Consider the following 24,289-nt stretch of genomic DNA (forward strand, 5'->3'; position numbering starts at 1 on the left):
TTCTTTGGAATCTTGCAAACTACGCACGATAGCATTTCCTTGTAGTAGTGGCCATAACCGCAATTGGTGCAAAGGCACGACTCAAATTCTGCAACAACTCTTTGATATCAATCATCCGACTTTAATCACTAATTTACCACGTACGTGCCCTGCTTCTACGTTGGTAGTGGCTTCATAGATACTTTCTAGGCCACCATATATTTTATCCAAATGCAGTCGAAGTTTTCCCTCTTTTACTTGGTTAGTAACCCAAGCTAAATCGCTGGTAGTGAGCTTTAGCATCAGCAATGCCATTTTTTTAGAACGAAACGGATTTAAGGCTACCTGCAAAAACTTGGCTGGTCCAGGTACCGTATTGATAAAAATCCCGCCCTTTTTTAGTGCTTGTTGTGCCTGTTTGAACGTGTATTTATCAACAATATCAATGATTAGATCGTATGCTTCTTCTCTTTCAAAAGGGTCTTGAACGGTGTAGTCTATGACTTCGTCGGCACCTAGTCCTTTCACAAACTCAAAGTTAGAAGCTCGACAAACGCCCGTTACGCTCGCACCCATCTGTTTGGCTATTTGTACAGCCAAATGCCCCAAAGCGCCCGCTGCGCCTAAAATCATCACTCGTTGTCCCGATTTGAGTTTTCCTAAGTCGCGCAAGCAACTCAGCGCCGACGCGCCCGCAATGGGTAAAGCTGCTGCAATTTCAAAACTCAGCTCGGCAGGTTTGGGTATCAGTTGGTCTGTTTTGGCAACGACGTATTCTGCATACGGCCCCGATTGCTTAAAAGGGTCAATGGCTCCCATCACTTCGTCACCCACGTTAAATGCCTGTACGGCACTGCCCACTGCCACTATCTCTCCCGAAAAATCGACGCCCATGAGCATGGGGAGTTTGCGTCTAACAAACATTTTTGCTTCTCCTTTTCTGATTTTGAGCTCCAAAGGCGAAATCGTAAAGGCTTTTACTTTGACGAGCACTTCTTCTACGGAAAGGACGGGCGTAGGTACTTCATCAATTTTTAGGGCGGAAAGGTCACCGTAGTGTTGTAGTAAAATTGCTTTCATAAGAGGTTTATTTCATAAAAATTTTGCCCCAAATATCACGGAAACTGAGAACTTTTCTTCTCATGGTTTTCCATGATATTTGGGGCAAATAAGTACGTTATAGAATCCCAATCACTCCCCTCGCTCTTTTTTCGAGTGCTTCACGCTCCGCCTTATCATCGTCTTCATTACGCGACTTGGGTTCATCTGTACTGCCGAAAACATATACTTTGAGTGCCATTTAAGTGAAAGGGGTTGAATGAATGTTTTTGATTTCTAATGCTTTCCGTCTGAGTCCCTGTAGGTTTTAGACAATTCAACCACCAAGAACAAGATCTTCAATATGCAGCAAGTTGTCTTTCAAGAGAAAAATAATTCCATCATTATCATTCAAGGTATTGTTTACGGCAAAGGCTGTCCAACCACTTGTCCAATTATATGTCTTTATTCTTTTACCAAGAGAAGTTCATCTTTTGGATAATGTCGTTTTACTTCAATTGCCACTTCTTTACCCGATTTTCCTGGCAAGTCAATGTCCAAAAGCAAGACATCAATGGGCTGTTTTTTAAGAAAAGGCATCACTTCATGGCCATTATGCACTACACCCGCGAGTTTGTAGTCTGTCGCATAATCAATGATGAAACGGAGCCCATCCACAAACAATCGGTGATCATCAGCAATAAAAAGCATATACATCAATGGTTAGAGAAACCTTATAGGTTTGAGTATAATCGAGTGGACAAAATTAAAACCGCATCTTCTAACATCAACCCCCAATACGGGTGGGGGCTAACAACGAATCCTATTTCTCTTTGTTTCATAAATACAAGGCACTCAAACCCATAATGGTCCAAATGCTGCAATCTATGTAGAGTGTTTTGTGCGGCGGCATCTCCCGTACATTGAGATTGTAGGCATATACAATAAGGGCAAAAAAGGTCAAAAACGCGACGGACAACAACCAAGATCGTCGGATAGCCTTGTCAGTAGAACAGAAAGCAACATAACCCAAATAACCGATGGCAAGTTGGTAGCCACCAATAAAGTTCATGGATGACCGTACCACATTGGCGTTCTTCTATGCTAAAAACTTTTCTTGCTTTAACCAATCATAGCCATCTTTGACACAAACATTCAATGGTACTAATCTCAAACCTAACTCTTGTTGGGCTTTTTCGCTTGAAAACTGGTAATCTTTTCTGCTTAGCAAGTCTGCCAATTCGGGAGAAATAAGCGGTGGTTTATTGGTAAAAATAGCTACAAAATCTAAGACTTTCCCCAGAAGCTTGTATAAAAAAACGCTGGCAACGGGTGGTGTTTTCTTTCCCAATAATCGGCAAATTTCATCCATAAATACTTTGAAAGATGCATTTTCACCGCCTAAGATGTATTTTTCGCCACTTCGGCCTTTATCTACAGCTGCAATATGCGCCTTTATTACTTCGTCAACATGCACAAAGCAACTTGTGCCCGGGGGGATAAAAGGGGCTTTATCATTTTGAAGCGCAACAAACGCACTTCCCCAAGTGGTAATATCATAAGGGCCTAACACAATGGAAGGGTTCATTACTACTACTTTCATTCCCAAATTTACCCCTTTGAGTGCTTCTTGCTCACCTGCCCATTTGTTTTTTTCATAGTTACCCCATGCAACATCCCCGCGTTGGGGTGTATCTTCGGTGGTAAGCCCCCGCACATCTCCCCAAGCAGAGATACTCGACGTATGAACAAAGCATTTGGCCTTTTTTGCCACTGCTACTTCCACCATATTACGTGTACCTGTCACGTTGGTTTCAGTTTGAGCCGCGTACTGTTTTTTCCAAGAATTAACGTCGCCCGCTACATGAAAAACGGCATCTAAACCACTAGGCATTCCTTTTTCGAGCGAGAATCGGTCTTCCAGCGAGCCTACTACCCAGTTTATGTCTAGGCCTTTAAGATATGTAAGGTCGGATGTGGAACGACGTAGGGCGGTCACTTCCCAACCTTCAGCCACTAATTTATGAAGAAGATTGATACCGATAAAGCCAGTACCACCCGTTACAAATGCTTTTTTTTTCATGTCATAGAAAGGTTATACAGATGATGATTTAGTATTTTAACGCGAACTTTTCAAGATAAGTACTTGGTTTTGTGCCTCATAGAGGCTTAACATTTGTAGAACAATGAGGGTTTGTCCGATTTGGTGTGCCATAGGTACACCACTTATAAGCGATGTTGTGTACCTACGGCACACTAAAATAAGAAAATAGGCCCCTATAACTACAAAGAGGTAGTGCCTAAAGGCACATTTCTTGAAAAGTTCGCGTTATTTTTTAAGTTTATTAAAAAACGATTGCTATGGTATGAAGAAACTCCTAAAAGCCCGTTAGACTCAACATTACAATCTTCCATTGGCCGTTGATTTTCTCCAGAATGCGCAACGAACGTTGTTTTTGTCCCACACTTCCATCGGCTTTTTTATCTTCTTGGGTATAAGTAGCCCAAGCCAAATTACCTGAAATGTGCGATTCATAATCACTGATGGTAGAGGTAAGTCCCGTAGGTTTGTGAGTTTTGCCAAACTCTTGATGGCCTTTTTGGAGGGCTTGACCTTTCAAATAGGGCGTATTAGCCAGTTTTCTGAGTTTTTCGTCTTGCCGTTCTATGTAAGGTGTGGTCGCCCAGTTTGATCCCCACACGGCCAGATTGGCTTCGTGGTAGGCTTTGGTTTCGGCATCAATCACTTGCCTAACGGCAGCCTCTTCATCGGCTGTTGGCGAGGCTATATCGGTTTGTTGTGAGCTTACAAACATCCACTTGTTATTGCGCCGCTGAAAAACATAGGTAGCCGCTACTTGCTTACTGCGCTCGATACCGTCTTTGTCTAAACGCACGGTTTTGTGGATACCAGTAGAAACGGCCAAGTCACCCGATTGAAAAATCATAGGTTGGAGCATCTCGGTCGAAACAATGTTTTGTTTTTCGCCTTTCAAAGCCATTTCTTTGGTCACATAGCTGCCCTGCACGGTTGAATATCTGAAATCATCAGAAAGGCGATTGGTATAAAAAGCTTTGGAATCAGTCTTGTATTCGTTCTCTATTTTTTGCTGCATTTGGGTCGTGAACGTGTTGTCTTCGCCGCCCGTTTGATAATCTATTTTGGTGTGGTGTAAGTCGGTCAGCGTCCAGTTGTTGTTTTTCCATTCAAAGGTATAGGTGAAGGCATCTTTCCATGTCATTTTTTGGCCATTGGGAAGTACCAAAGCATGGTTTCTAATGCCCGATACCACGCCCAAACTGCCTGATTGTTTTACGCGCAGGTCGCTCATTTGGGTCTCGCTTTTGGCAGTGGGGCGAGATTTGAGCAAAGCAAGCGTTGCGGCCTTGTCATAAAACTGCCCACTATGCCCCGCCACAAAGCGCAGCTTATCGTCCATTTGTTGAATGGCCTCCATCGAATTTTTGTCATAATCAGCTAACCCTTTTTCAAAGGCAGCTTTTAGGTCGGTTTGGGCGTAGATGCTTCCTGTCGTCAGCATGACAAAAGTAAAAATTAGCTTTTTCATTGTAGGGATCATTGGTTTATGGTTTAAAAATTCAATTATCTCTTAGGGATTCTCAATCAAACCTTGGCGAATCGCTTCTTTTATCAAACCAACTACCGATTTTACTCTCAACTTTTGAAACAGGTTTCGGCGGTGGGTTTCAATAGTGGGGACGCTCACTTGCAATTGGCTAGCAATCTGCTCAGTGGTCAGTTCTTGGCTGATGAGTTCCAATACTTCTATTTCGCGTTTGGTGAGCATACGTTTTTGATTGATGCTACAAAGTTGGTCGCTTATTATTTCTCAATTTATCAGGGCATACCACGATTTTATATCATGGTAAACCATGATTTTGAAGCCATTACGTAGCTAATAATTTGAAAAATGATGGATTAAATAGATATTGACCTCATTAACCTCTTCTCTATGAAAAGAATACTCCCTCTTGTTGTACTTGTGATTTTTAGCACAATTGCTTGGGCTCAGTCGGTTCAGGATGATTTGCGGAAAATCGCTGAATTTCGCCGAATGTCGCCTTCTTTTCAAAAGGATACACTATTGATAGGTACCCAAATTAACCTTGCCACCACCTATAATCGTCTCCAGAAATTAGACTCTGTCCGCTATTGGCTCTGGGAAAGTGAAAAAATGCTATCTAAAACCAAATGGCAGCGAGGATGGGGCTTTTTTTATCGGGCACGTGGTCAATATTATGTGTTTAACCTCAAAAAAGACTCATCGGTAGCCGATTTCATCAAGTCCATAGCGATTTGGGAAAAAGAAAAGAACTGGCGACAAGCAGGGATTGCCAGTGCACGACTTGGCAACGCACTATTGATGGATTTACAATTTGACAAAAGTCTTTTTTACCTCAACCAAGCCCTCAAAACGTTTGAAGAACACAACGACTATTTTAGCCAAGCCAATACACTCAACTACATGAGTAATGTGTATCGAAGTATGAACAATTATACCAAAGCATTGGAAATACATCGTAGGGTTATGTATCTGGTTGGAAAGTACAAACTAAGTCCTGATCTTATTCAGTACAAGCACGTAGCCACGTCTTATTTATTCAACAATATGCTGGATAGCGGACGTTATTATTTTGCCAAAGAAGGCATTGATATTGACAAAAATCCTGAAAAAATCAATGATAATTTCACCTATAATCGTCTCACTGAATTTTTCGATGGGGCTGGTATGCCCGAAAAAGTCGTTAAAATGGCCAACTTATCACTACAACTTGCCGAAAAAAATAAGTCGGTGGCTTATGCTCGTACTGCCCATGAAATGCTCCACAAAAGCTATCAAAATCTCAAAAACTATGAACAAGCATTGTACCATTACACCAAAGCGCAGCAAATCAATGACTCTCTCGAAAAGGCTGAAGTGAGTCTCAAGCTCAGTCAGTTGGAAATGCAATACCAAACTCAGAAGAAAGAAACTCAAATAGAACGTCAACGAGCTGAATTGGCCATCAGTAAACAAACCCTTTTGCTCAATGAATCTAAAATGAGTTTTCTAAACAAAGACCTTTTACTTCAACAAGCACTCGTAGCCCAGCAAAACGCAGACAAAAAACGAAAAGAAGCCGAGTTTAAAATCGCCAATCAACAACAAAAAGTAGCGATGGAACAATTGACTCAGCAAAATGAGCTGACTTCCCAGCGGCAAACTCGTAATTTGCTATTGGCCAGTATTGCATTTTTGATGACTCTCGCAGGCGTACTTTTTTATCATAATCAGAGCCTTAAAAGAAAAAACAAAGAAATATCAGCCTCAGTTTTAAAGGGCCAAACCATTGAACGAAAACGCGTAGCGGCTGACCTCCACGATAGCCTCGGCAGCACCATGTCTTCGCTGATTTATACCGTCAATGCCATTGATATTCAAAAGCTTGATGACGACGAGAAAAACGTCTATCAAAACCTCAAACAAATGCTTGATACGGCTTACAACGAAATCAGGCTCCTCTCCCACAACCTCTTGCCAGAAGAGTTTGAAAAGCAAGGTTTGGCCGAAGCACTCAAGCACTTTGTACGTAAAATAAACCAAACCAAAGCCATTCAATTCGACCTCTCAATCGACCCAAAATTAGAACGGCTACCACCTAAAATTGAATTTGAACTCTACAGCATCTGCCTCGAACTCATCAATAACATCTTAAAACACTCAAAAGCCACTCAAGCTCAAATTAATTTATCAGCCCGCGCGGCGGACCGTTCCAATGGGGAGGTAAAATTGATTGTTTCCGACAACGGTATCGGCTTTTTTGAAAATGATTCTGACGGAAAAGGCATAAAAAACGTAAAAGCCCGCGTAGAAAGCCTCAATGGAACTTGGAAAATTGATTCAAAACAGGATGAAGGAACATCCTCCATCATCTCTATCCCTTTATAAATCAATGAAAAAGCTGCTAACTTTTATTCTCCTCACGAGCATTTCTTTGTGCAGTTGGGCGCAAAAGGAGGTTTTTCGTATTGATAGTATTCCTTCAAAAGGTATATTGCTTGACAAAGGGTGGAAATGGCACGCGGGAGACAATCCTGATTTTGCCAAACCTGATTTTGATGATTCAAAATGGGAGAACATTGACCCAAACACCGACATTTATAATATTCCCCAAAAAGTATATAATCAATCAGTAAGTTGGCTTAGAATCCATTTAGAATTTGATAGTTCCTTAGTTAATAAGCTTATTGTATTTCAAATAAATCAAAACATTGCATCTGAAATTTATTACAATGGAAATTTGATTAAAACCTATGGAAAAATTAGCAATAATTTTGATAAAATTATTGCTTTTAGAGCATTTTGTGAGGCTATTGAATATCAATGCAATACTAATAAATTGGTCATATCTATACGTTTTTCTATTGAAAAAAAACTTCCCTACGTAAATAATCCGCCGATTTTAAAATGTTTTTCGCTTGTGGTAAACACACCTATTCATGCTCCTAAATTTGCTGTGTTTAGTAAAAGATATGAGAAGATTACAGCCTTAGAAGCAGGCATTTTTTTTATATTGGCTTTATTACATTTTAGGTTTTATATGATTTATAAAAAACAAAAAGCAAATATTTATATTTCAGTTGCAGTTGTAGCTATTTGTTTGGGTCAAATTATTTCTACAAATTTTTTATATGAAAGTGGCTTCTTAAAACCAATTGCTTATTTGACGTTTATGACTTTTATTTTACGAAACTCAATTTACATAACTTTTGCTTATGTAGCTGTTTACACAATCCATACAAATAAATTTAAGCCATCTTTTTGGTTTATTACTATTTATACTTCATTGAGTAGTATTTTTATATTGTTTTTTCACAAAATCGGGGTTATTTTTACCTTAATTTTTCCTCTTTTATTTATAACTGTTGAGATATTAAAACTTACAAATCGAATTAAAGGCAAAATCATATTGTCTGTGGGGTTAATTACATCTTCCATACTTTATCTTATTTACCTTATAATGGTTTTTAATCAGTTTAAAGGGATTCAAATAACCGAAAATTTCTACTTATTGGATTTATTGTTTCATTTAAGTGTACTTATTTTTCCGATAGCTATTTCAATATATCTTTCAAATGAATATGCAGGAACAAGTCTTAAGTTAGAAAATAGACTGGTAGAATTAAGAAAACTCTCCCAAGAAAAACAGGAAGCCTTACAAAAACAAAACGCCGAACTCCAAGCCGCCCTGCTCCAAGGCCAAACCATTGAACGAAAACGCGTAGCCGCCGACCTACACGATAGCCTCGGCAGTACCATGTCCTCGCTGATTTATACCGTCAATGCCATTGATATTCAAAAACTTGATGACGACGAGAAAAACGTCTATCAAAACCTCAAACAAATGCTCGATACGGCTTACAACGAAATCAGGCTCCTCTCCCACAACCTCTTGCCAGAAGAGTTTGAAAAACAAGGTTTGGCCGAAGCACTCAAGCACTTTGTACGTAAAATAAACCAAAGCCATTCAATTCGACCTCTCAATCGACCCAAAATTGGAACGGCTACCACCCAAAATTGAGTTTGAACTCTACAGCATCTGCCTCGAACTCGTCAATAACATCTTAAAACACTCAAAAGCCACTCAAGCGCAAATCAACTTATCAGCCCCCGCCCTGCGAGGGTCCGACCGCGCGGCGGATCGTCCCAATAGGGAGTTAAAATTGATGGTTTCCGACAACGGTATCGGCTTTTTTGAAAATGATTCTGACGGAAAAGGCATAAAAAACGTACGTGCACGCGTCGAAAGCCTTAATGGAACTTGGAAAATCAAAAACTCTGAAAATCAAGGAATTACAAACACCATTTCGATTCCTTTGTAAATCAATGAAAACTCTACTGGCAACGTTCCCTCAAAAAAGTTTGTAGTTCAACATGGAGAATAAAACAATCTACTCCACTAACCCGTGCCTCAGGGCGTATTTAGTGAGGCCAATCGCACTTTTGACGTTGAGTTTATGAAACAAATTTCGACGATGGGTTTCGACGGTCGAAAGGCTGATATACAGTTTTTCGGCGATTTCAGGGCTTGAAAACTCCAAGGCAATCAGCTTTAACACTTCTATTTCGCGCTCAGTAAGATTTTGAATAGTAGCAGGTTGGGCATTGTTCAAATCTTCGCCAGGATGTGCCGAAAGTTCATCAACAATCGCAGGGCTAAAGTACCTTTTTCCTCCCATCACCTGTTGAACAGCCCGCTCTAATTCTTCTTTGTCCGCTTTTTTAAGAATATATCCATGTACCCCCGCCTTGATGGCCTCGCGAATGTGAATGGCCTCTTCCACCATCGTCAGCATCAAAATCCGAATCGTTGGATGGTGCTGCCTGATTTGGAGGGTCAAATCAACGCCACTCAAGTGAGGCATATTAAAGTCCAAGACCACCAAATCTACGGGGTCATTGGCCAAAAAAGTCAATACATTTTTACTGTTATCAATCGTCGCCACAATCTTCACCTCTGGGATTCGTCTGAAAAGTAGTTTTAGACTTTCCAAAATCATTTGGTGGTCGTCCACAAGGAGTACTCTGATCATGTTTTTACGGTAGGGTTAAGGAAGCGCACAATATAGTATTTTCCTTCGATAAATATTTCGTTAAAAAATCAAGGACAAAATATACCTCATGGTTTTCCATGATTTTGTACCAAAAATTCACCTTTCCCTAGGAATATCACCAACTTTTTTAGTATCTATGGACTTGATAGCTTTATCTGCCTTTGGTACACGACTTTGCCCTATGAAACCTTTCATTTTCCTAGTCTTTTTGGTGAGCCTCTGGGGAGCATTTGTTACTGTTGCATTGAGCCAGTCGTCCGAAAACCTCTCCCCCCAAGAATCAGCTACGGTGAAAGACCATTTTCAAAAAGTGGATGATTTTATGAACGATGACAACTACGATTCGGCTCAATACTGGCTCAATCGCGTCGATTTGTTGCTCACCATCAAAAAACCAACCTACTTTACGTACCTTTTTCACAGTCGGCAGTGCGAAATTTATTACTTCAATAACTTGGTCGAAATTGGCATCAAAGAAGCAAACAAAGGCTTGGCCGTGGCAAAATTATTAAACGACCGCAGTCTATTGGCCGACTCTTTCAATTTTTTGGGTCTATTTTATATCAATTCCGAACAACTCAAAAATGCCGAAGCTAGCCTATTAAAAGCCCTGAGCTATACCTTAGAAGATAACGACCAAGGCAAAGCCGATTACTACAACCTAACGCAGAAATACCACATTTACGGCAACTTAGCGGAGGTTTATATCAACCAACGGCAGTACGGAAAAGCCATTACGGCCATCGACAGTTCCATGAAATTAGCCCTTCAAAAAGGGAAAGTACGGCCGTATGCTCTAGGCCAATTTACCAAAGCGGAGTTGTTGCTCAAACAAGGAAACGCCAAAGAAGCCATGCAGTATTACGAACAAGCCCAACGCACCTGCAAACAGGCCAAAGATTTTACCAACTTGCGGGATGTGTATTTGGTTACGTTTTCGGGAATTGCTAAATGTCAGCTTCGGCTCAATCAGTTGCAGAAAGAGCTTATTTCGCAAGGGTTGGAATTTTACCACAATCAAAAAGACATCAATCGCTATTATTCTCTGTTGTTTATCAACGATGCGATTCAGATTTTCAAACAAACCAAAGACTACAAACTTTTGGCCGAATGCCTAGAAATCAAATCAGACATTGAAAATCAAAACGTAAAAGGAAGCCTTAAAAAGCTGGAAACGACCGTCAATGTAAGCCTTCGTAACGAAAAGAAAGTGCTTGAAATGGAGCTTCAAAAAGTAAAAGCTTACCAAGAAAACGAGCGTAATCGAGAGCAAAATCTTACCATCATCTTGGGGCTTGTTGCCGTTATTGTTGGGATTTTGATATGGACCAACCAAAAATTGGTGGCTAAAAACCGTGAGTTGGTGCAGAAGAACCAAGCGATTTCGGCAGCCCTCCTCCAAGGCCAAACCACCGAACGCAAACGCATCGCCGCCGATTTGCACGATAATCTGGGTGGGACTATGTCGGCACTCAACTGGAGCCTTGAAGCTATCGACATCAAAAAACTTAGTCCACAAGAGCAAGATGTATATGAGCACGTCAAAAGAACAATTGCCAATGCGCACGAACAAGTACGACTCCTTTCGCACAATCTTCTCCCCGATGAATTTGAAAAGCAAGGACTTATCGAAGCACTCCGCTATTTAATCCGTAAAATTAACCAAAACAAAACGACTCATTTCAACCTTGACATTGACCCACAAATCGGGCGGCTTGACAAGCGTGTCGAATTTGAGTTGTACAGCATTTGTTTGGAATTGGTCAACAATATCCTTAAACATAGTCAAGCCACCGAAGCGCACCTCCAGCTAAGGCTTGAAAATGAGCGTCTTTTGTTGACCGTCACCGACAACGGCAAAGGGATTTTTGACAACGCCTCCGATGGTAAAGGAATGAAAAATATCAAAGCACGCGTGGAGAGCCTCGGAGGAAAATGGAATTTTGAAAACCTTACCGAAGGGGGAGTATTGTCTCAAATTACCCTGCCTAGTTGAAACCTCATTTCACTAATCCGTGGCGCATGGCGTACTTGACTACGCCCGCTACACTCTTTACACCAAGCTTTTGCATCAAATTTCGGCGGTGCGTTTCTACCGTTGGCACGCTTATACACAGAATGTCCGAAATTTCGTTGGTTGAAAACTCGCTGGCAATCAGTTTGATAATTTCAATTTCGCGGCTTGTCAGGTGTAAAATCGTGTCGGGACGGGCATCGTTTAGGTCTTCGGGCGCTGAGGAAGATAGTTCTTCAATCACGGCTTCGCTGTAGTATTTTCGACCCGACATTAGGGTATAAATCGCCTTTTCTAACTCCTCACGTCCTGATTTTTTTAAAATATAGCCATTTACTCCTGCTTTTATCGCTTCTCGGATGTGCGTGGCATCTTCGGCCATGGTCAAGAGAAGAACCTTCACCGTCGGAAACCGCTCTCGCAAGACAAGCGTCAAATCAATCCCACTCAAATGGGGCATGTGTAAGTCCGACACAACGATATCGACTTCGTGTTCTTCGAGAAAACTCATCACATTTCGGCTATCGGTAAACGTAACCGCAACCGTAATATTTTCAATCGTTCCGAAGAGCATTTTTAGGCTGTCTAACACGATTTGGTGGTCATCAACAATAACAAGCCGAATGGATGATTGCATTTGTTCTCAATTTTCTACAAAATAGTGGCCTTCTAACTTTAAAACTACTCATGGTTTTCCATGATTTTTCACCAAAAAACCATTAAAAAAGCCCCTGCTGATAAAGGCAGAGGCTAAAATTAAGAAAGGGTATGGAAAACTTAAATTCTTATGCAGTGGGTTCGGTCTCGGCAGTTGGCGCCTGAGCTTTCTTTTCCACAGGTTTGATGTTGCTCGATAAATACGAATAAATAGCGGGAATAATGTAGAGCGTCAGAATGGTAGAAAACAACAATCCTCCCACCACTGAAATCCCCATCGAGACGCGACTTTCAGAACCTGCCCCTAGGGCCAACGCAATTGGCAAAATACCTAGAATGGCACACAAACTCGTCATCACAATCGGACGGAAACGGGCTACTGCGGCTTCTCTTACCGCTTGCAATTTGTTTATGCCTGACTCTTTCCGCTGGTTGGCAAATTCCACAATCAAAATCCCGTTTTTGGTCACAAGTCCCACCAGCGTAATGATTCCGATTTGGCTAAAAATATTGAGGGTTTGGCCAAAATCCCAGAGCGACAACAACGCGCCACAAACCGCCAAAGGTACCGTCAAAAGGATGATAATTGGGTCAACAAAACTTTCAAACTGCGCGGCCAAAATGAGGTAAATCAACACCAAGGCCAAGCCAAAGGCAAACAAAAGGCTGGAAGAACTATCCTTAAACTCCCGCGACTGCCCGTCGAGGGCTGTGGTATATGATTCGTCAAATACCCCTTTCGCAATTCGATCCATTTCGTCCAAAGCTTTTCCTAACGTTACTCCCTTGGCCAAACCTGCGGTAATGGTAGCTGCCGAAGAGCGGTTGAAACGGAACAACTGAGGTGGCGAACTTTGCTCGGTAAGTTTTACAAAATTATCAAGCTGAATCAACTCTCCTCGGTTACTTTTTACAAACAATGATTTCAAATCCATCAAATCATCACGGTCTGTACGGTCAATTTGTCCAATGACTTGGTATTGCTTTCCGTTCATCAAGAAATAACCAAATCGGCGACCAGAAAGACCCAATTGCAAGGTTTGGGCAATGTCTTGGATAGATACTCCCAGGTTTTGGGCTTTATCACGGTCAATTTCGAGGCGAATTTCAGGCTTGGTAAACTTCAAATTGATGTCGGTTCCTACAAACATCGGACTTTCGTTCACGCGCTTCATCAATTCAGGAATCACCGCCCGCAATTTCTCATAACTCGTCGCTTGTACAACGTACGACACGGGAAAACTACTACCTCCTCGTTGTCCCGTTTGAATGGTTGGGTCTTGCAAAACAAACGATTTCGCCCCCGACAGTTTCGCCACTTTTGATTGTACGGCATCGGCGATTTCCATTTGCGAGCGTTGGCGCATCATAGGCTCACTTAATACCACCCGAACGAAGCCCGTATTGGTCGCATTGGTTGAGAACCCTGGCGCCGTAATCGTGATTAAGGCATCCCGCTCGTTGGCTTTTACTTCATCTTCCACTACTTTCCCAAACATTTTAAGGTAGCGATCCGTAAAGTCAAAGGTTGCGCCTTCTTGCATGGTCAGTGAAACCCGAAAACCACGACGGTCCTCCATGGGAGCCAATTCGGAAGGAATGGCTTCATATTTGAACAAGGCATAAATGACGCCCACAAACGCTATCATCAGCACCCATGCCATCCAACGGATTGTCATAAAAGACGCCAATGACGACTCGTATGCGTTGTTCAACCACAAAAAGAATGGTTCCGTAACACGGTACAACCAAGGTTGTGAGTGGCTCGATTTTAGCAATTTGGAGCTCAACATCGGCGTCAATGTCAGCGACACAAAAGCCGAAATAATGACGGAGCCAGCTACCACAATCCCAAATTCGCGGAACAATCGCCCCGTTACCCCTTGTAAGAAAATGATGGGTAAGAACACCGCCGCCAAGGTGACAGTTGTTGAAATAATGGCAAAATAAATTTCTTTAGAACCCTCAATCGCTGCCTCTCGTGGCGACAGTCCTTCTTCGATTTTGGTATAAATGTTTTCCAGTACCACGATGGCATCGTCCACCACCAGACCAATCGAAAGTACGATTCCGAGCAGGGTCAACACATTGATAGAAAAGCCCATGATGTACATCAAAAAGAACGTTCCGACCAAGGATACGGGAATCGCCGTCAGCGGAATAATCGTACTCCGCCAATCGCGCAAGAAGATAAAGATAATCAAGGCCACCAGAATGAAGGCGGTGATGATGGTTTCTTCTACTTCCAAAATCGAAAGTCGCACCGAACGGGTATAGTCAAACCCAATCGCCGCCACAATATCTGGTGGAAGGTCTTTTTTGATTTGGTCAATACGCTTGTAAACCTCATCTACAATCGCAATTTGGTTCGCCCCAGGCTGAGGCACAACGGCCACACCCACCATCGGAACACCATCGCGACGCATCAGGGTACGTTCGTTTTCGGGAGCTAGTTCTGCCCTACCTACGTCCATAAACTTCACCACCCGATCAGATTCCTCTTTGACGATGAGGTTATTAAATTCGTCAACGGTGGTCAAACGTCCAAGCGTACGCACCGTAAGCTCAGTAGTTGCCCCTTCAATCGACCCCGATGGAAGTTCAATATTTTGGCGCGTCAAGGCGTTCAACACGTCGATGGCCGTAAGGCGATACGAAGCCAATTTGAGCGGATCAATCCACAAACGCATGGCGTAGCGTTTTTCTCCCCAAATTTGAATCGAACTGACCCCCGAAATGGTTTGTAAACGTTCCTTTACTTGGCGTTCAACAATGTCGTTCAAATCCAGCATCGAGCGCTTATCGCTCTTCACGTTCATGAAGAAAATGGGGTTTGAATCGGCATCGGCTTTGGACACAATCGGTGGGTCAATATCGCGCGGCAATAAGCCCAACGAACGAGATACGCGGTCGCGCACGTCGTTGGCTGCCGTTTCCAAATCCACGCCCAAATCAAACTCCACAGTAATGTTACTTCGTCCATCTCGGCTGGCCGACGTCAAGGTCTTAATCCCCGAAATCCCGTTGATAGATTCCTCCAAGGGTTCGGTGATTTGAGATTCAATAATCTCGGCATTGGCCCCCGTATAATTGGTCATTACGTTGATCACGGGCGGATCCACGCTCGGGTACTCCCGTACCCCAAGGTACGAAAAGCCAATCAACCCGAAAATAATGATGATGAGCGACATCACCACTGCCAATACGGGTCGTTGAATGCTGGTTGTTGATAATGATGCCATGATAGTTTTGTTTTACTTCTTAATATCCACTTCTCCGCCTGCTTTCACTTGCAAGATACCCGAAGTAATGAGGGTATCACCTGGCATCAAGCCCTTGATAATTTCGATTGTTTTATCGTTCCGAATCCCAATTTCTACCGCAATTGTTTCGGCTTTGTTATTCTTCACGATAAAGACACGGTGCCCACGAAGGTCAGGAATAACGGCTTCGGTAGGAACGATGATGGCGTTGGGTTTGGCATTTAGGATGATTTCTACACGCGCAAACGCGCCAGGCACTAACTTACGCCCTGGATTCGGGCTGGTGGCGCGCAGGGTAAGGGTACGGGTACTTGGGTCAATCTTTGGCTCAACGGCATATACTGTCCCACGGAATTTCTCATCTCCACCTTCGGTCGAGAACGTAATACTTGTTCCTTTGCGAACACTTGTGGCGTATTTGGCGGGCACCGAGAAGTCGAGTTTGGCAGGGTTTACGTTGGTGAGGGTAGCAATGCGGGTGGCATTGTTTACGTAACTTCCCGAACTGATGTAGCGCAATCCGACAGTTCCATCAAAAGGCGCTTTAATGACCGTTTTCGCAATTTGAGCTTTTAGGTTTTCAATGTCGGCATTCATACTGTTCAAGTTGGTCAAACTGATGTCATAATCACGCTGGCTAATGGCCTCTTTTTCCAACAATCGTTTCTGCCGCTCTTCGTTTACTTCGGCCAATTTTTTCTGGTATTCTAATTTTTGAAGTTGAGCCTGTAAATCGGCATCATTGATACGAATCAGGACTGTCCCTTTTTGGATATAGTCTCCTTCTTTAAAATTGATAGAAGTGATTCGCCCTGCAATTTCACTTCGAATTTCCACTTCTTCGTTGGCGATGATGGTACCTGTCGAGAGAATTTTCTCCTCAATTCGTTGATTTTGTACCACCAAAATCTCAATGGGAGCTGGCCCACCTGCTTTACCTGGGGCTCCACCTTTGGCACCCGCGCCCGCATTTTTTCCTGCTCCCGCTCCTTTTTCCTCTTTTTTGGAGGCGTATTCTTTTAAACGAGGGTAAAAGGCTAAACCGGTAATAAGTAGAATAACTAAAATTGTGACAACGGTTTTTACGGGCTTGCTCATTGGTTAGTAAATAGTAATATATATCTGCTTAGTAGAGGTTCAGATAAGGTAACACCATAATTAGGCAAAAAAGGTCGCTTTCGCGGCTGGCATCGACGAATTTGTTTTTTGTGTCGCTTAAAAGAAACAAAAAAGCGACGCTCTTGGAGCGCCGCTTTTACGTATATAGTACACAAAATCTAACTTATCGACGAATATTCAACGTAAACGTCTTGTAGTTTTCGCTTGGTTTGATGTCGAATGAACATTACGTTTATCCTTAACTAAATATCCTAACGCCGCGAATTACTACAAGATACCCCAATAAAACCGTCAGTGGTACTAGGATTAGGAGTAGCAACAAACTCGCTTTCTTAGCAACTGGAGGGGAGATTTCCCATTGTTTATACTCAAGAAAAAGCCCTATCAACAAATTAGAAACACCAGTCGATAGTATCAAATACCTTAGCAACAGATTTTCAGTTAATAGTGCAGGATAAACTATTGCCCCTCCTAAGACTACTAAAACTGTCGGGTAAGTTTTACAAAATTTATGTTCAAAAAAAAGACCTAGACCTAATACAGAGATACCCGCCAATACTATTATATACTTTAGCACCAAGTATTCAGAAAACACAGCAAAATAAACTGTCGCAGTTCCCAAGCAAATCAGGGTTAACTTGTATATTTTTTTCATCTTATGTTGTTTTTGGGAAAGTTAATAACTGAAAAATAAACTTTAAAACAAACTAATTAAAATTTCATTCCTTAATAAAACCATTTGAAACAAAAAAGCGACGCCTTGAGGGCGCCGCTTTTACGTATATAGTACACAATATCTAACTTATCGACGAATATTCAACGTAAACGTCTTGTAGTTTTCGCTTGGTTTGATTTGGTCGTTACCCGTCAATGTCAACACCAATGGAAAGTTTTGAGTGGCGGCAACTGTCGTTGGAATACCTTCCAAAATTTCAAACTTGATGTAAGCAGAGCTACTGTTGGCAGGAATCGTCACCGAACCTTTGCTTTCCAAAATACGATAGTTGATATTTTCAACTGCTGTGCTTTTTGCCGCATCAATGACGTAGCCAAATGTGGTAGCTTCTGTACGTTGTGCACCTACCAATTGTACCAAAATACTATCTCTTTTGATTGCCTGACGCACAGTACGCTGCGCCGCACCATTTGATACGTTGTTGGTGGGCTGCGTTGCAAAACCCGTACGTGGGTTTTTAAACTCTACCACTGGAGCCATATCGTACGTCCAAGAAGGATTTTCAAAGCATGACGTAAGCGACAACGCCATTGCTCCTACTACTAAAAATTGAATGAATTTATTTTTCATGTTTTGTTCAATGTTTAAGTAACTGACTTGAGCCATCTTCTGCTTTAGCTCTTAGTAACCACGGTTCTGCTTCAAGTTTGAATTAAGTTGAACTTGAGCTGTAGGAAGTGGTGCTAAAATGCGGAAGTCATCGTAAGGAACCACAGCCGAAAGGCTCGCCTTAGTGATGGTTTGTCCACGGCGTTTCAAATCAAAGAAACGGTGTCCTTCCAAGTACAATTCCAAACGACGCTCTACCATAATGGCTTCAATTAAATCAGCTCCTTTCACTGTAGCGGCGACTGGCGTAGCGCCCGAGCGTGTACGAATACGGTTCAAATCTGCCAAGGCCAAATCATCTTTTCCAGTAGCGGCATACGCTTCAGCACGGATAAGCAATACTTCTGAAAAACGAATTACAGGAATATTATCCGTAAATGGCCCTCTTGAACCTGGATATTTGCGGCTAAACACCACCGATTCTCCACCTTTTACCCCAGCAAACATCGCTTGTGTACGACGAACATCTGTTGCTTCGTACAAGGCAAGTAGCTCGCTGGTAGGAACAACGTCCGCCCAGTTACCTGTTGTTAGGTTGGTCGTCAATGAGTGCATTGATTCGTTAGCTCCCAAACCTTCGGTTGCCTGAACATAATTAATTTCAAAAAGTGACTCTGGGTTTGGAGCTGCCGTAAATGCTGATGTGTAATTGGCACCACTTACAAGTACAGCACCGTTAGGCGCATCAAGTGCCGCGGTAGCATAAGTAATAGCATCTGCATATTTTTCCCAATAGAGGTAAACGCGGGCCAAGAGGGCATTTGCGGCCGCTTTATTGGCACGAAGACGGTTACCAGTGGCAGGGAACAACGCAATCGCTTCTTTCAAATCTTTTTCGATCAATTGATACGTTTCCTCAATCGTTGAACGAGATTTAAAATCCGCTTTGGTCACGTCATCTGTAGGTTCGGTGCGCAAAATCATACCCAAGTTTGCTCCACCCACAACTTTGGTAGGCTCGTAGCAAAATACCCGCGCCATATCAAAGTACAACAAAGCACGCAAAAACAAGGCTTCTGCTTTGATTTGCGCTTTCTCAGCTTCAGTAGTGTTAGCGCCACTAATTCCTTTAATGATGAAGTTCGCTTCGTTAATACCCGCATAATTGTCCCAAAATTGCTGCATGTGAGCACTCGGTGCATTTACACGCTCGTTGAAATAACGGTTTGAGTTAGTATTGGTCAAACGAACGTTATCAGCCATGATTTCGGGAGCAATCATCATACGAGCTCCATAGTAAGTGTTTGGTTGTAAACGGTCATACACTGAAATCAAAAGGGCACGCACCCCCGTAATATCAGTCAAAGCTACTTCTGTACTTATCGACTGTTTTGGCTCTGTATTGAGCAAGTCGCTACACGATGTAGCCACCATTGCCAATACCACCAACGATATATTTTTAAGTTGTTTTGTCAACATGTCTTTTACGATGGTTTGAAATTAAAACTCGATTTGGATCCCCCCTGTCACTTGCTTACTTTGCGGATAACGTCCGATTTCAGTAAGCAAAATTTCTGGGTCTAAACCTGTGTACGCAGTCCAAGTCAACAAGTTGATGGCTTGAGCAAAGAAACGTACTTGGGTCAGTTTAAGCCGTTTTGTAATACTCGATGGCAAATCATACCCAACGGTTACTTGTTTCAAACGAACGTAACCCGCATTTTCGAGTTGCTTGGTAGAGAACGTCTGAACAGTACTGCTTCCTGGCTCAGTACCACCTTCGTAGGCACGTGGTACGCGTGTGATTTGCCCTGGCGTTGTCCAGCGCGCAAGTTGAGTCTGCATGTTGTTCCAACCTGCAGACGCTGAGCTTTCCATAAAGAAGCCGTTGTTGTTCAACACTTGGTTACCCCACTGACCTTGGAAGAAGAATTCCAACGAAATGCCTTTGTATGAAAGACGGTTAGTTACGCCACCAAACCCTTTTGGAAGCGGTGTTCCTTGGATTCTTGAATCACGAGCTTGAACTGTATAAGTGATGTTCCCGAGTGAATCTAACCACATCGAACGACCATCGGCTGGGTTAACTCCTGCATAAGTTGGATACCAGTTGATAAACACTGGTTGTCCTACCCACAGACCCGTACCGATATTGTTTTGACCAGGCAACAATTGAAGGATTTTGTTACGCTGGAAAGAAACGTTCCAGTTTGTTTCCCAACGGAAACCACCTTTGTTAATGTTTACGTGATTAAATTCAACTTCTAAACCTTTGTTTTCAACTTTTCCAAGGTTTTCGTTGATAGAACCAAAACCGCTATCGTTAGGCAAAGGACGAGACAACAACAACTTATCGTTGATTTTACGATACACTTGTACCTCCCCAAAAATACGTCCGCTGAAGAGTGAATAGTTTACCCCTGCGTTGAGCGTAGATGCTACTTCCCACGATAAGTTAGCATTTCCTAATTGCGAAGGACGGATACCTGGTAGGTCGATGTACTGACCACCCAAACCGAACAATGCGCGTGAAGCGAAGTCACTGATGTTGTTGTTACCTGCTTTACCATAACCAGCAAATACTTTCAACTCAGACAACCATGAGTATTTTTTCAAGAAGCTTTCTTCTGACAAACGGTAACCTACTGAAAGCGCAGGGAACAAACCGTAACGGCTGTTTGAACCAAAACGTGAAGACCCATCGTAACGCAACGTTGCAGTACCAATCAATCTGTCTTTGTATCCATAATTAAATGAACCAAATACACTGGCAATACGCCATGTTGTATAAGTACCAGTCGTTGTGATTGGACGAGCAGCTGCTGCCAACGTACGGAACAAACCGTTAGGGAAGCCTTGTCCTGTAGCAGATACTACTTCGGAGATTTGTTCACGGTACTCTCCACCTACCAAGGCGCCAATTTCGTGGTCACCGATGGTTTTGTTGTAATTCAACGTTTGAGCAGTGTTCCAGTTTAGACTGTAACGGTTAGAGACGGTTGCACTACCACCTGTTGACGCAAATTGCGGAACGATTGGGTCACGATACGCATCATCACGGTTGTTGGCATAGTCAAGACCGTAGAAAGAACGGAACTTCAACCCTGGAATGATTTCGTAGTTCACTGCCAAGTTACTAACCGTTTGAATCGTGGTATTTAAACGGGTTTCGTACTCTACACTTTGTACTGGATTGTAGCTAAATGCCCCTGTAAGTGGTGCATTATATGAACCATCCGCTTTGTAAACGGGCTGGTTTGGCAAAATCAACGCTGCGGCAAAGAATGGGCTATTGATAAAAGCTCCGTCCGCGATGGCACCGTTTTGAGTAGTAGCAGCAAGACCAATTGAAGTCTCAATTTTTAGTTTTTTATTGGCTTGGTGATCCACGTTTAAGCGAACTGTTCCACGACCAAAGTCAGACTTAATTACTTGTCCTTCTTGGAAGTTGTACGAGGTTGCCAAGTAAAAGTTTGTTTTTCCATCACCACCCGTAGCAGAGGCATCAATCATACGAAGGCGACCACGCTGATACACATAGTCTTGCCAATCGGTGTTTTGAACCGTAGCAGGATCACCATATTGTGCAATGGCATTGGCACGCGCAGTTTCTACCGAAGCGTTTGTTGCTCTAGCGCGGTTTTCAAAACCTTCAATTTTAAGGGTCGCAAACTCTGCCGCAGTTAGCACATCCAATTTCTTCAACACATCCGTAAAACCATCTTGGATAGATACTTTGAATTTGGTTTTACCAGCTTTACCACGCTTTGTAGTAATCAATACCACCCCGTTTGACCCTTGCGCACCATAGATAGCTGACGCCGCCGCATCTTTCAACACTTGGATGGACTCGATGTCGTTAGGGTTCAATGATGCAAGTACGTTTGAGCTTGCAACACCTGACAAACCACCGCTCGCTACTTGTACCCCATCAATGATGTAAAGTGGGTCGTTACCAGCGTTGATTGAACCAACCCCGCGAACGCGAACGTTGATACCACCCCCAGGCTGACCACTCGTAGCGGTTACCTGTACCCCTGCCGCGCGACCTTGGAGGGCACGGTCAACAGTTTGCATCGGCAAACCTTCAATGGTTTTTCCACTTACTTGAGATACCGCCGCAGTGATATTCTTTTTCGCAGAAGAACCACCATAAGCCGTTACCACTACCTCATTGAGGTTGTTGGCTTCTGGAGTAAGCGTTACGTTAATGATTGTTTTGGAACCTACTTCAGCGGTTGTTTTTTCAAAACCTACGAAGCTAAATACAAGTTGGCCACCGTTTGAAACCGCGATTTTGTACTTTCCATCAGCATCGGTATTCACACCGCGCGTTGTCCCTTTGACAACGACCGTCACCCCTGGTAGGGCTGTTCCATCTTCACTGCTTGTTACCGTTCCTGAAACGGTTCGCTCTTGTGCTCGAAGCTGCACACAAAAACTCATCAACAAGCAAAAGCTTGCGAGTAAAATTTTACGCATACGATTTAGTTGGTTTTTAGGTTGATTCTAATGTGTTTTGCAACACACAATTGTAAACCTGTTACGGTTTATAATTGTTCCGTAAAATTAAGCAAGAACGCAATAAGTTGCAAGCACATCATTTAGTTTACCAACTATTTATTATCCCAAATGGATTATTTTGTGGTTATTTTAAACGCAAAAAGGAAAGCAAATGCTTTCCTTTTTGAAATAAGTACCAATAAAATATACCTAAGCGATTAGTAGCCTGGGTTTTGTTCAATGATTGGGTTCTGCGTCTTTTCAGTATCTGGGATTGGCCAGATAAAACGAAAATCCGCATAAGGAATCGCTGCTTGAGTTGGATTGATTGCTCCCCCCACACGGTACAAAGCAGCACCTTGTGAAGCGTTTGCATACTTAGCAGGGATACCACCTGTGGTAAAATCAGGGTCAACGGCATTGCGGTGAATATCCGCCCAACGCTTTCCTTCTGCTAAAAACTCAATTCTTCTTTCCAACAAAATAGCCGCAATAAGCGCTTTTTTATCAGCAAAGCTGGCAGCAGTATAAGCTTCTGTTGCAGGCGCGGCAAGTGCACGGTTACGTACTGCGTTCAATAGAGCAATAGCTCTGTCAGAAACGCCTGTAGCTTGACGAGCTTCGGCTTCAGCTGAGTTCAACAGTACTTCTGCGTAGCGAATCTGCGGTGCAAAGTCAGCTCTTTCGGTGTAAGACGTATATTTTCTAGTGAACACGTTTACCGTTGAAGCTCCGTTGGCATTGGCACCAGTAAGGTACAATTGCGTACGACGCTTATCAGTTTCCAACCATTTCGCATTGTTCCAAATGATTGGCGAAATAGCCAACAAACCACGCGCACCTAAGTTAGCAGCACCGTACATACTTGGCAAGGCACCGTTGGTACCAGTGTTATCCAAAGCATCGTTACGAATTGAGAAGATGCTCTCCGTAGAACTATTATTTGTAAATGGCCCATTAGGCTCGTCTGTCAATTTCCAAGCACCAATTGGGCTTACAAATGGCGCTGCTGCAGGTACCAATTTAGCCCCTTCAGCAATCACACCTGCCCAGTCACCTTTGTGCAATTTCACGCGTTGTTTCAAGGCAATGGCCGCCGCTTTTGTCGCACGAACAGTTCCTGGTGAAAGTGTCGCTGGCAAGTTTGTTTCAGCAAAATCCAAATCTGCTAAGATTTTTTCGTAGTTCTCAGCCACCGTTGGGCGAGGAATAGCTCTTACTTGATCTACTGCCGAACCTGAGTTTATGGCAAAATCGCGGTAAGGAACCCCTAATTTATTTCCATTTCCATCCAAGTATGGTCTTGCATAAAGCGTCACGGCTTCGTGGTGCGCCAATGCTCTCAAGAAACGACACTCAGCTTCGTATTGAGACGCAAGTGCAGCAGAAATGATGTTGGTTTGAGCCGCATTTTTAAAGCCATCAATCGAAATGTTTGCCTTATTAATAAGTGCGTACAACGCTCCCCAGTGCCCTACGTTATTGGCCGTGGTGGTGTTGTAAGTAGCTTGGTAAGTAATTTGGAAGAAAGCTGCCACGTTGATAACGTCTTCGCCGCGTGCATCACCTTGTTCGATGTTGGCCGCTCCAAAAGGATACCCACGTACAGAACCATCGGTGTATGGGCTACTTTGTGCTGCATCATATACACCATACAACGACAAGAGGCAACGGTCGGCCGTACTGAATGCACTTGCATCGGTAATGGCGTTAAAAGGGCTTTTGTCCAGGGCGGTTTCGCAACTGCTCATCATCGCCAGTGGAATCGCACCTATTAATATTCTTTTTACTAATGTTTTCATAAATCAATCGTT

Annotated in this window: 19 protein-coding genes; 4 read left to right on the plus strand and 15 right to left on the minus strand. The window is 42.9% G+C overall.

Annotated elements, in window-relative coordinates; all coding sequences use genetic code 11:
- Window positions 1-111: 111 nt before the first annotated feature.
- From DTQ70_RS13190 to DTQ70_RS13215, 6 genes are all read right to left on the minus strand, one after another.
- Entirely contained in the window at window positions 112-1,059 is a 948-nt protein-coding gene (locus DTQ70_RS13190; protein WP_122931234.1) for an NAD(P)-dependent alcohol dehydrogenase, read from the minus strand.
- A 423-nt stretch (window positions 1,060-1,482) separates the two neighbouring features.
- Window positions 1,483-1,728 carry a response regulator transcription factor gene (locus DTQ70_RS13195; RefSeq protein ID WP_164490003.1) on the minus strand — a complete coding sequence of 82 codons (246 nt, stop codon included), beginning with the start codon at window positions 1,726-1,728 and terminating at the stop codon, window positions 1,483-1,485.
- A gap of 127 nt (window positions 1,729-1,855) precedes the next feature.
- The gene (locus DTQ70_RS13200) at window positions 1,856-2,089 is read right to left on the minus strand and encodes a hypothetical protein (protein ID WP_122931236.1); all 234 of its coding nucleotides are present in this window, start codon (window positions 2,087-2,089) and stop codon (window positions 1,856-1,858) included.
- A 27-nt stretch (window positions 2,090-2,116) separates the two neighbouring features.
- Window positions 2,117-3,100 (minus strand): SDR family oxidoreductase, encoded by a 984-nt coding sequence (locus DTQ70_RS13205; RefSeq protein WP_122931237.1) that lies wholly within the window; start codon window positions 3,098-3,100, stop codon window positions 2,117-2,119.
- A gap of 295 nt (window positions 3,101-3,395) precedes the next feature.
- Window positions 3,396-4,586 carry a nuclear transport factor 2 family protein gene (locus DTQ70_RS13210; protein WP_164490004.1) on the minus strand — a complete coding sequence of 397 codons (1,191 nt, stop codon included), beginning with the start codon at window positions 4,584-4,586 and terminating at the stop codon, window positions 3,396-3,398.
- A gap of 42 nt (window positions 4,587-4,628) precedes the next feature.
- Entirely contained in the window at window positions 4,629-4,826 is a 198-nt protein-coding gene (locus DTQ70_RS13215; RefSeq protein ID WP_122931239.1) for a response regulator transcription factor, read from the minus strand.
- Window positions 4,827-4,991: 165 nt separating this feature from the next.
- Between DTQ70_RS13215 and DTQ70_RS13220 the strand changes: the two genes are divergently transcribed.
- Genes DTQ70_RS13220 through DTQ70_RS13230 form a run of 3 tightly spaced genes read left to right on the plus strand, consistent with a single transcriptional unit; the run spans window position 4,992 to window position 8,902 of the window.
- Window positions 4,992-6,968, plus strand: coding sequence for a sensor histidine kinase (locus tag DTQ70_RS13220; protein ID WP_122931240.1), 1,977 nt, complete (start codon window positions 4,992-4,994; stop codon window positions 6,966-6,968).
- Between the two features lie 4 nt (window positions 6,969-6,972).
- Window positions 6,973-8,601, plus strand: coding sequence for a sensor histidine kinase (locus DTQ70_RS13225; RefSeq protein WP_164490005.1), 1,629 nt, complete (start codon window positions 6,973-6,975; stop codon window positions 8,599-8,601).
- Entirely contained in the window at window positions 8,576-8,902 is a 327-nt protein-coding gene (locus tag DTQ70_RS13230; RefSeq protein ID WP_164490006.1) for a sensor histidine kinase, read from the plus strand. Before DTQ70_RS13225 ends, DTQ70_RS13230 begins: the two co-directional genes overlap by 26 nt.
- A 69-nt stretch (window positions 8,903-8,971) precedes the next feature.
- Here DTQ70_RS13230 and DTQ70_RS13235 read toward each other — a convergent pair whose 3' ends face one another.
- Window positions 8,972-9,613, minus strand: a complete 642-nt coding sequence (locus DTQ70_RS13235; RefSeq protein ID WP_122931243.1) for a response regulator transcription factor — start codon at window positions 9,611-9,613, stop codon at window positions 8,972-8,974.
- Between the two features lie 202 nt (window positions 9,614-9,815).
- On the opposite strand from DTQ70_RS13235, the gene DTQ70_RS13240 reads away from it, so the two are divergent.
- Window positions 9,816-11,630, plus strand: coding sequence for a tetratricopeptide repeat-containing sensor histidine kinase (locus tag DTQ70_RS13240; RefSeq protein ID WP_164490007.1), 1,815 nt, complete (start codon window positions 9,816-9,818; stop codon window positions 11,628-11,630).
- 4 nt (window positions 11,631-11,634) lie between these two features.
- Here the strand turns inward: DTQ70_RS13240 and DTQ70_RS13245 are convergent, their stop codons facing one another.
- The 8 genes from DTQ70_RS13245 to DTQ70_RS13280 form a co-directional block, all read right to left on the minus strand.
- Entirely contained in the window at window positions 11,635-12,285 is a 651-nt protein-coding gene (locus tag DTQ70_RS13245) for a response regulator transcription factor (RefSeq protein ID WP_122931245.1), read from the minus strand.
- Between the two features lie 148 nt (window positions 12,286-12,433).
- Entirely contained in the window at window positions 12,434-15,547 is a 3,114-nt protein-coding gene (locus tag DTQ70_RS13250; RefSeq protein ID WP_122931246.1) for an efflux RND transporter permease subunit, read from the minus strand.
- A 12-nt stretch (window positions 15,548-15,559) separates the two neighbouring features.
- A complete protein-coding gene (locus tag DTQ70_RS13255; protein WP_122931247.1) occupies window positions 15,560-16,666 on the minus strand; it encodes an efflux RND transporter periplasmic adaptor subunit in 1,107 nt (368 codons plus the stop codon).
- A 259-nt stretch (window positions 16,667-16,925) separates the two neighbouring features.
- Complete coding sequence (locus tag DTQ70_RS13260) at window positions 16,926-17,342, minus strand: hypothetical protein (protein ID WP_122931248.1); 417 nt, start codon at window positions 17,340-17,342, stop codon at window positions 16,926-16,928.
- 147 nt (window positions 17,343-17,489) lie between these two features.
- Window positions 17,490-17,993 (minus strand): hypothetical protein, encoded by a 504-nt coding sequence (locus DTQ70_RS13265; RefSeq protein ID WP_164490008.1) that lies wholly within the window; start codon window positions 17,991-17,993, stop codon window positions 17,490-17,492.
- A gap of 51 nt (window positions 17,994-18,044) precedes the next feature.
- Window positions 18,045-19,451 carry a RagB/SusD family nutrient uptake outer membrane protein gene (locus DTQ70_RS13270; RefSeq protein WP_122931250.1) on the minus strand — a complete coding sequence of 469 codons (1,407 nt, stop codon included), beginning with the start codon at window positions 19,449-19,451 and terminating at the stop codon, window positions 18,045-18,047.
- Between the two features lie 21 nt (window positions 19,452-19,472).
- The gene (locus DTQ70_RS13275) at window positions 19,473-22,454 is read right to left on the minus strand and encodes a TonB-dependent receptor (RefSeq protein WP_122931251.1); all 2,982 of its coding nucleotides are present in this window, start codon (window positions 22,452-22,454) and stop codon (window positions 19,473-19,475) included.
- A gap of 239 nt (window positions 22,455-22,693) precedes the next feature.
- A complete protein-coding gene (locus tag DTQ70_RS13280) occupies window positions 22,694-24,277 on the minus strand; it encodes a RagB/SusD family nutrient uptake outer membrane protein (protein ID WP_229600126.1) in 1,584 nt (527 codons plus the stop codon).
- Window positions 24,278-24,289 lie beyond the last annotated feature (12 nt).

Source organism: Runella sp. SP2, from assembly GCF_003711225.1.
GTDB lineage: Bacteria > Bacteroidota > Bacteroidia > Cytophagales > Spirosomataceae > Runella.

Bases quoted from the DNA above. Each gene is read 5' to 3' on its own strand.
- DTQ70_RS13245 (WP_122931245.1), bottom strand. From the start codon at position 12,285: ATGCAATCATCCATTCGGCTTGTTATTGTTGATGACCACCAAATCGTG.
- DTQ70_RS13190 (WP_122931234.1), bottom strand. From the start codon at position 1,059: ATGAAAGCAATTTTACTACAACACTACGGTGACCTTTCCGCCCTAAAA.
- DTQ70_RS13275 (WP_122931251.1), bottom strand. From the start codon at position 22,454: ATGCGTAAAATTTTACTCGCAAGCTTTTGCTTGTTGATGAGTTTTTGT.
- DTQ70_RS13205 (WP_122931237.1), bottom strand. From the start codon at position 3,100: ATGAAAAAAAAAGCATTTGTAACGGGTGGTACTGGCTTTATCGGTATC.
- DTQ70_RS13235 (WP_122931243.1), bottom strand. From the start codon at position 9,613: ATGATCAGAGTACTCCTTGTGGACGACCACCAAATGATTTTGGAAAGT.
- DTQ70_RS13240 (WP_164490007.1), top strand. From the start codon at position 9,816: ATGAAACCTTTCATTTTCCTAGTCTTTTTGGTGAGCCTCTGGGGAGCA.
- DTQ70_RS13255 (WP_122931247.1), bottom strand. From the start codon at position 16,666: ATGAGCAAGCCCGTAAAAACCGTTGTCACAATTTTAGTTATTCTACTT.
- DTQ70_RS13225 (WP_164490005.1), top strand. From the start codon at position 6,973: ATGAAAAAGCTGCTAACTTTTATTCTCCTCACGAGCATTTCTTTGTGC.
- DTQ70_RS13265 (WP_164490008.1), bottom strand. From the start codon at position 17,993: ATGAAAAATAAATTCATTCAATTTTTAGTAGTAGGAGCAATGGCGTTG.
- DTQ70_RS13215 (WP_122931239.1), bottom strand. From the start codon at position 4,826: ATGCTCACCAAACGCGAAATAGAAGTATTGGAACTCATCAGCCAAGAA.
- DTQ70_RS13220 (WP_122931240.1), top strand. From the start codon at position 4,992: ATGAAAAGAATACTCCCTCTTGTTGTACTTGTGATTTTTAGCACAATT.
- DTQ70_RS13280 (WP_229600126.1), bottom strand. From the start codon at position 24,277: ATGAAAACATTAGTAAAAAGAATATTAATAGGTGCGATTCCACTGGCG.
- DTQ70_RS13195 (WP_164490003.1), bottom strand. From the start codon at position 1,728: ATGCTTTTTATTGCTGATGATCACCGATTGTTTGTGGATGGGCTCCGT.
- DTQ70_RS13260 (WP_122931248.1), bottom strand. From the start codon at position 17,342: ATGAAAAAAATATACAAGTTAACCCTGATTTGCTTGGGAACTGCGACA.
- DTQ70_RS13270 (WP_122931250.1), bottom strand. From the start codon at position 19,451: ATGTTGACAAAACAACTTAAAAATATATCGTTGGTGGTATTGGCAATG.
- DTQ70_RS13250 (WP_122931246.1), bottom strand. From the start codon at position 15,547: ATGGCATCATTATCAACAACCAGCATTCAACGACCCGTATTGGCAGTG.
- DTQ70_RS13200 (WP_122931236.1), bottom strand. From the start codon at position 2,089: ATGAACTTTATTGGTGGCTACCAACTTGCCATCGGTTATTTGGGTTAT.
- DTQ70_RS13210 (WP_164490004.1), bottom strand. From the start codon at position 4,586: ATGAAAAAGCTAATTTTTACTTTTGTCATGCTGACGACAGGAAGCATC.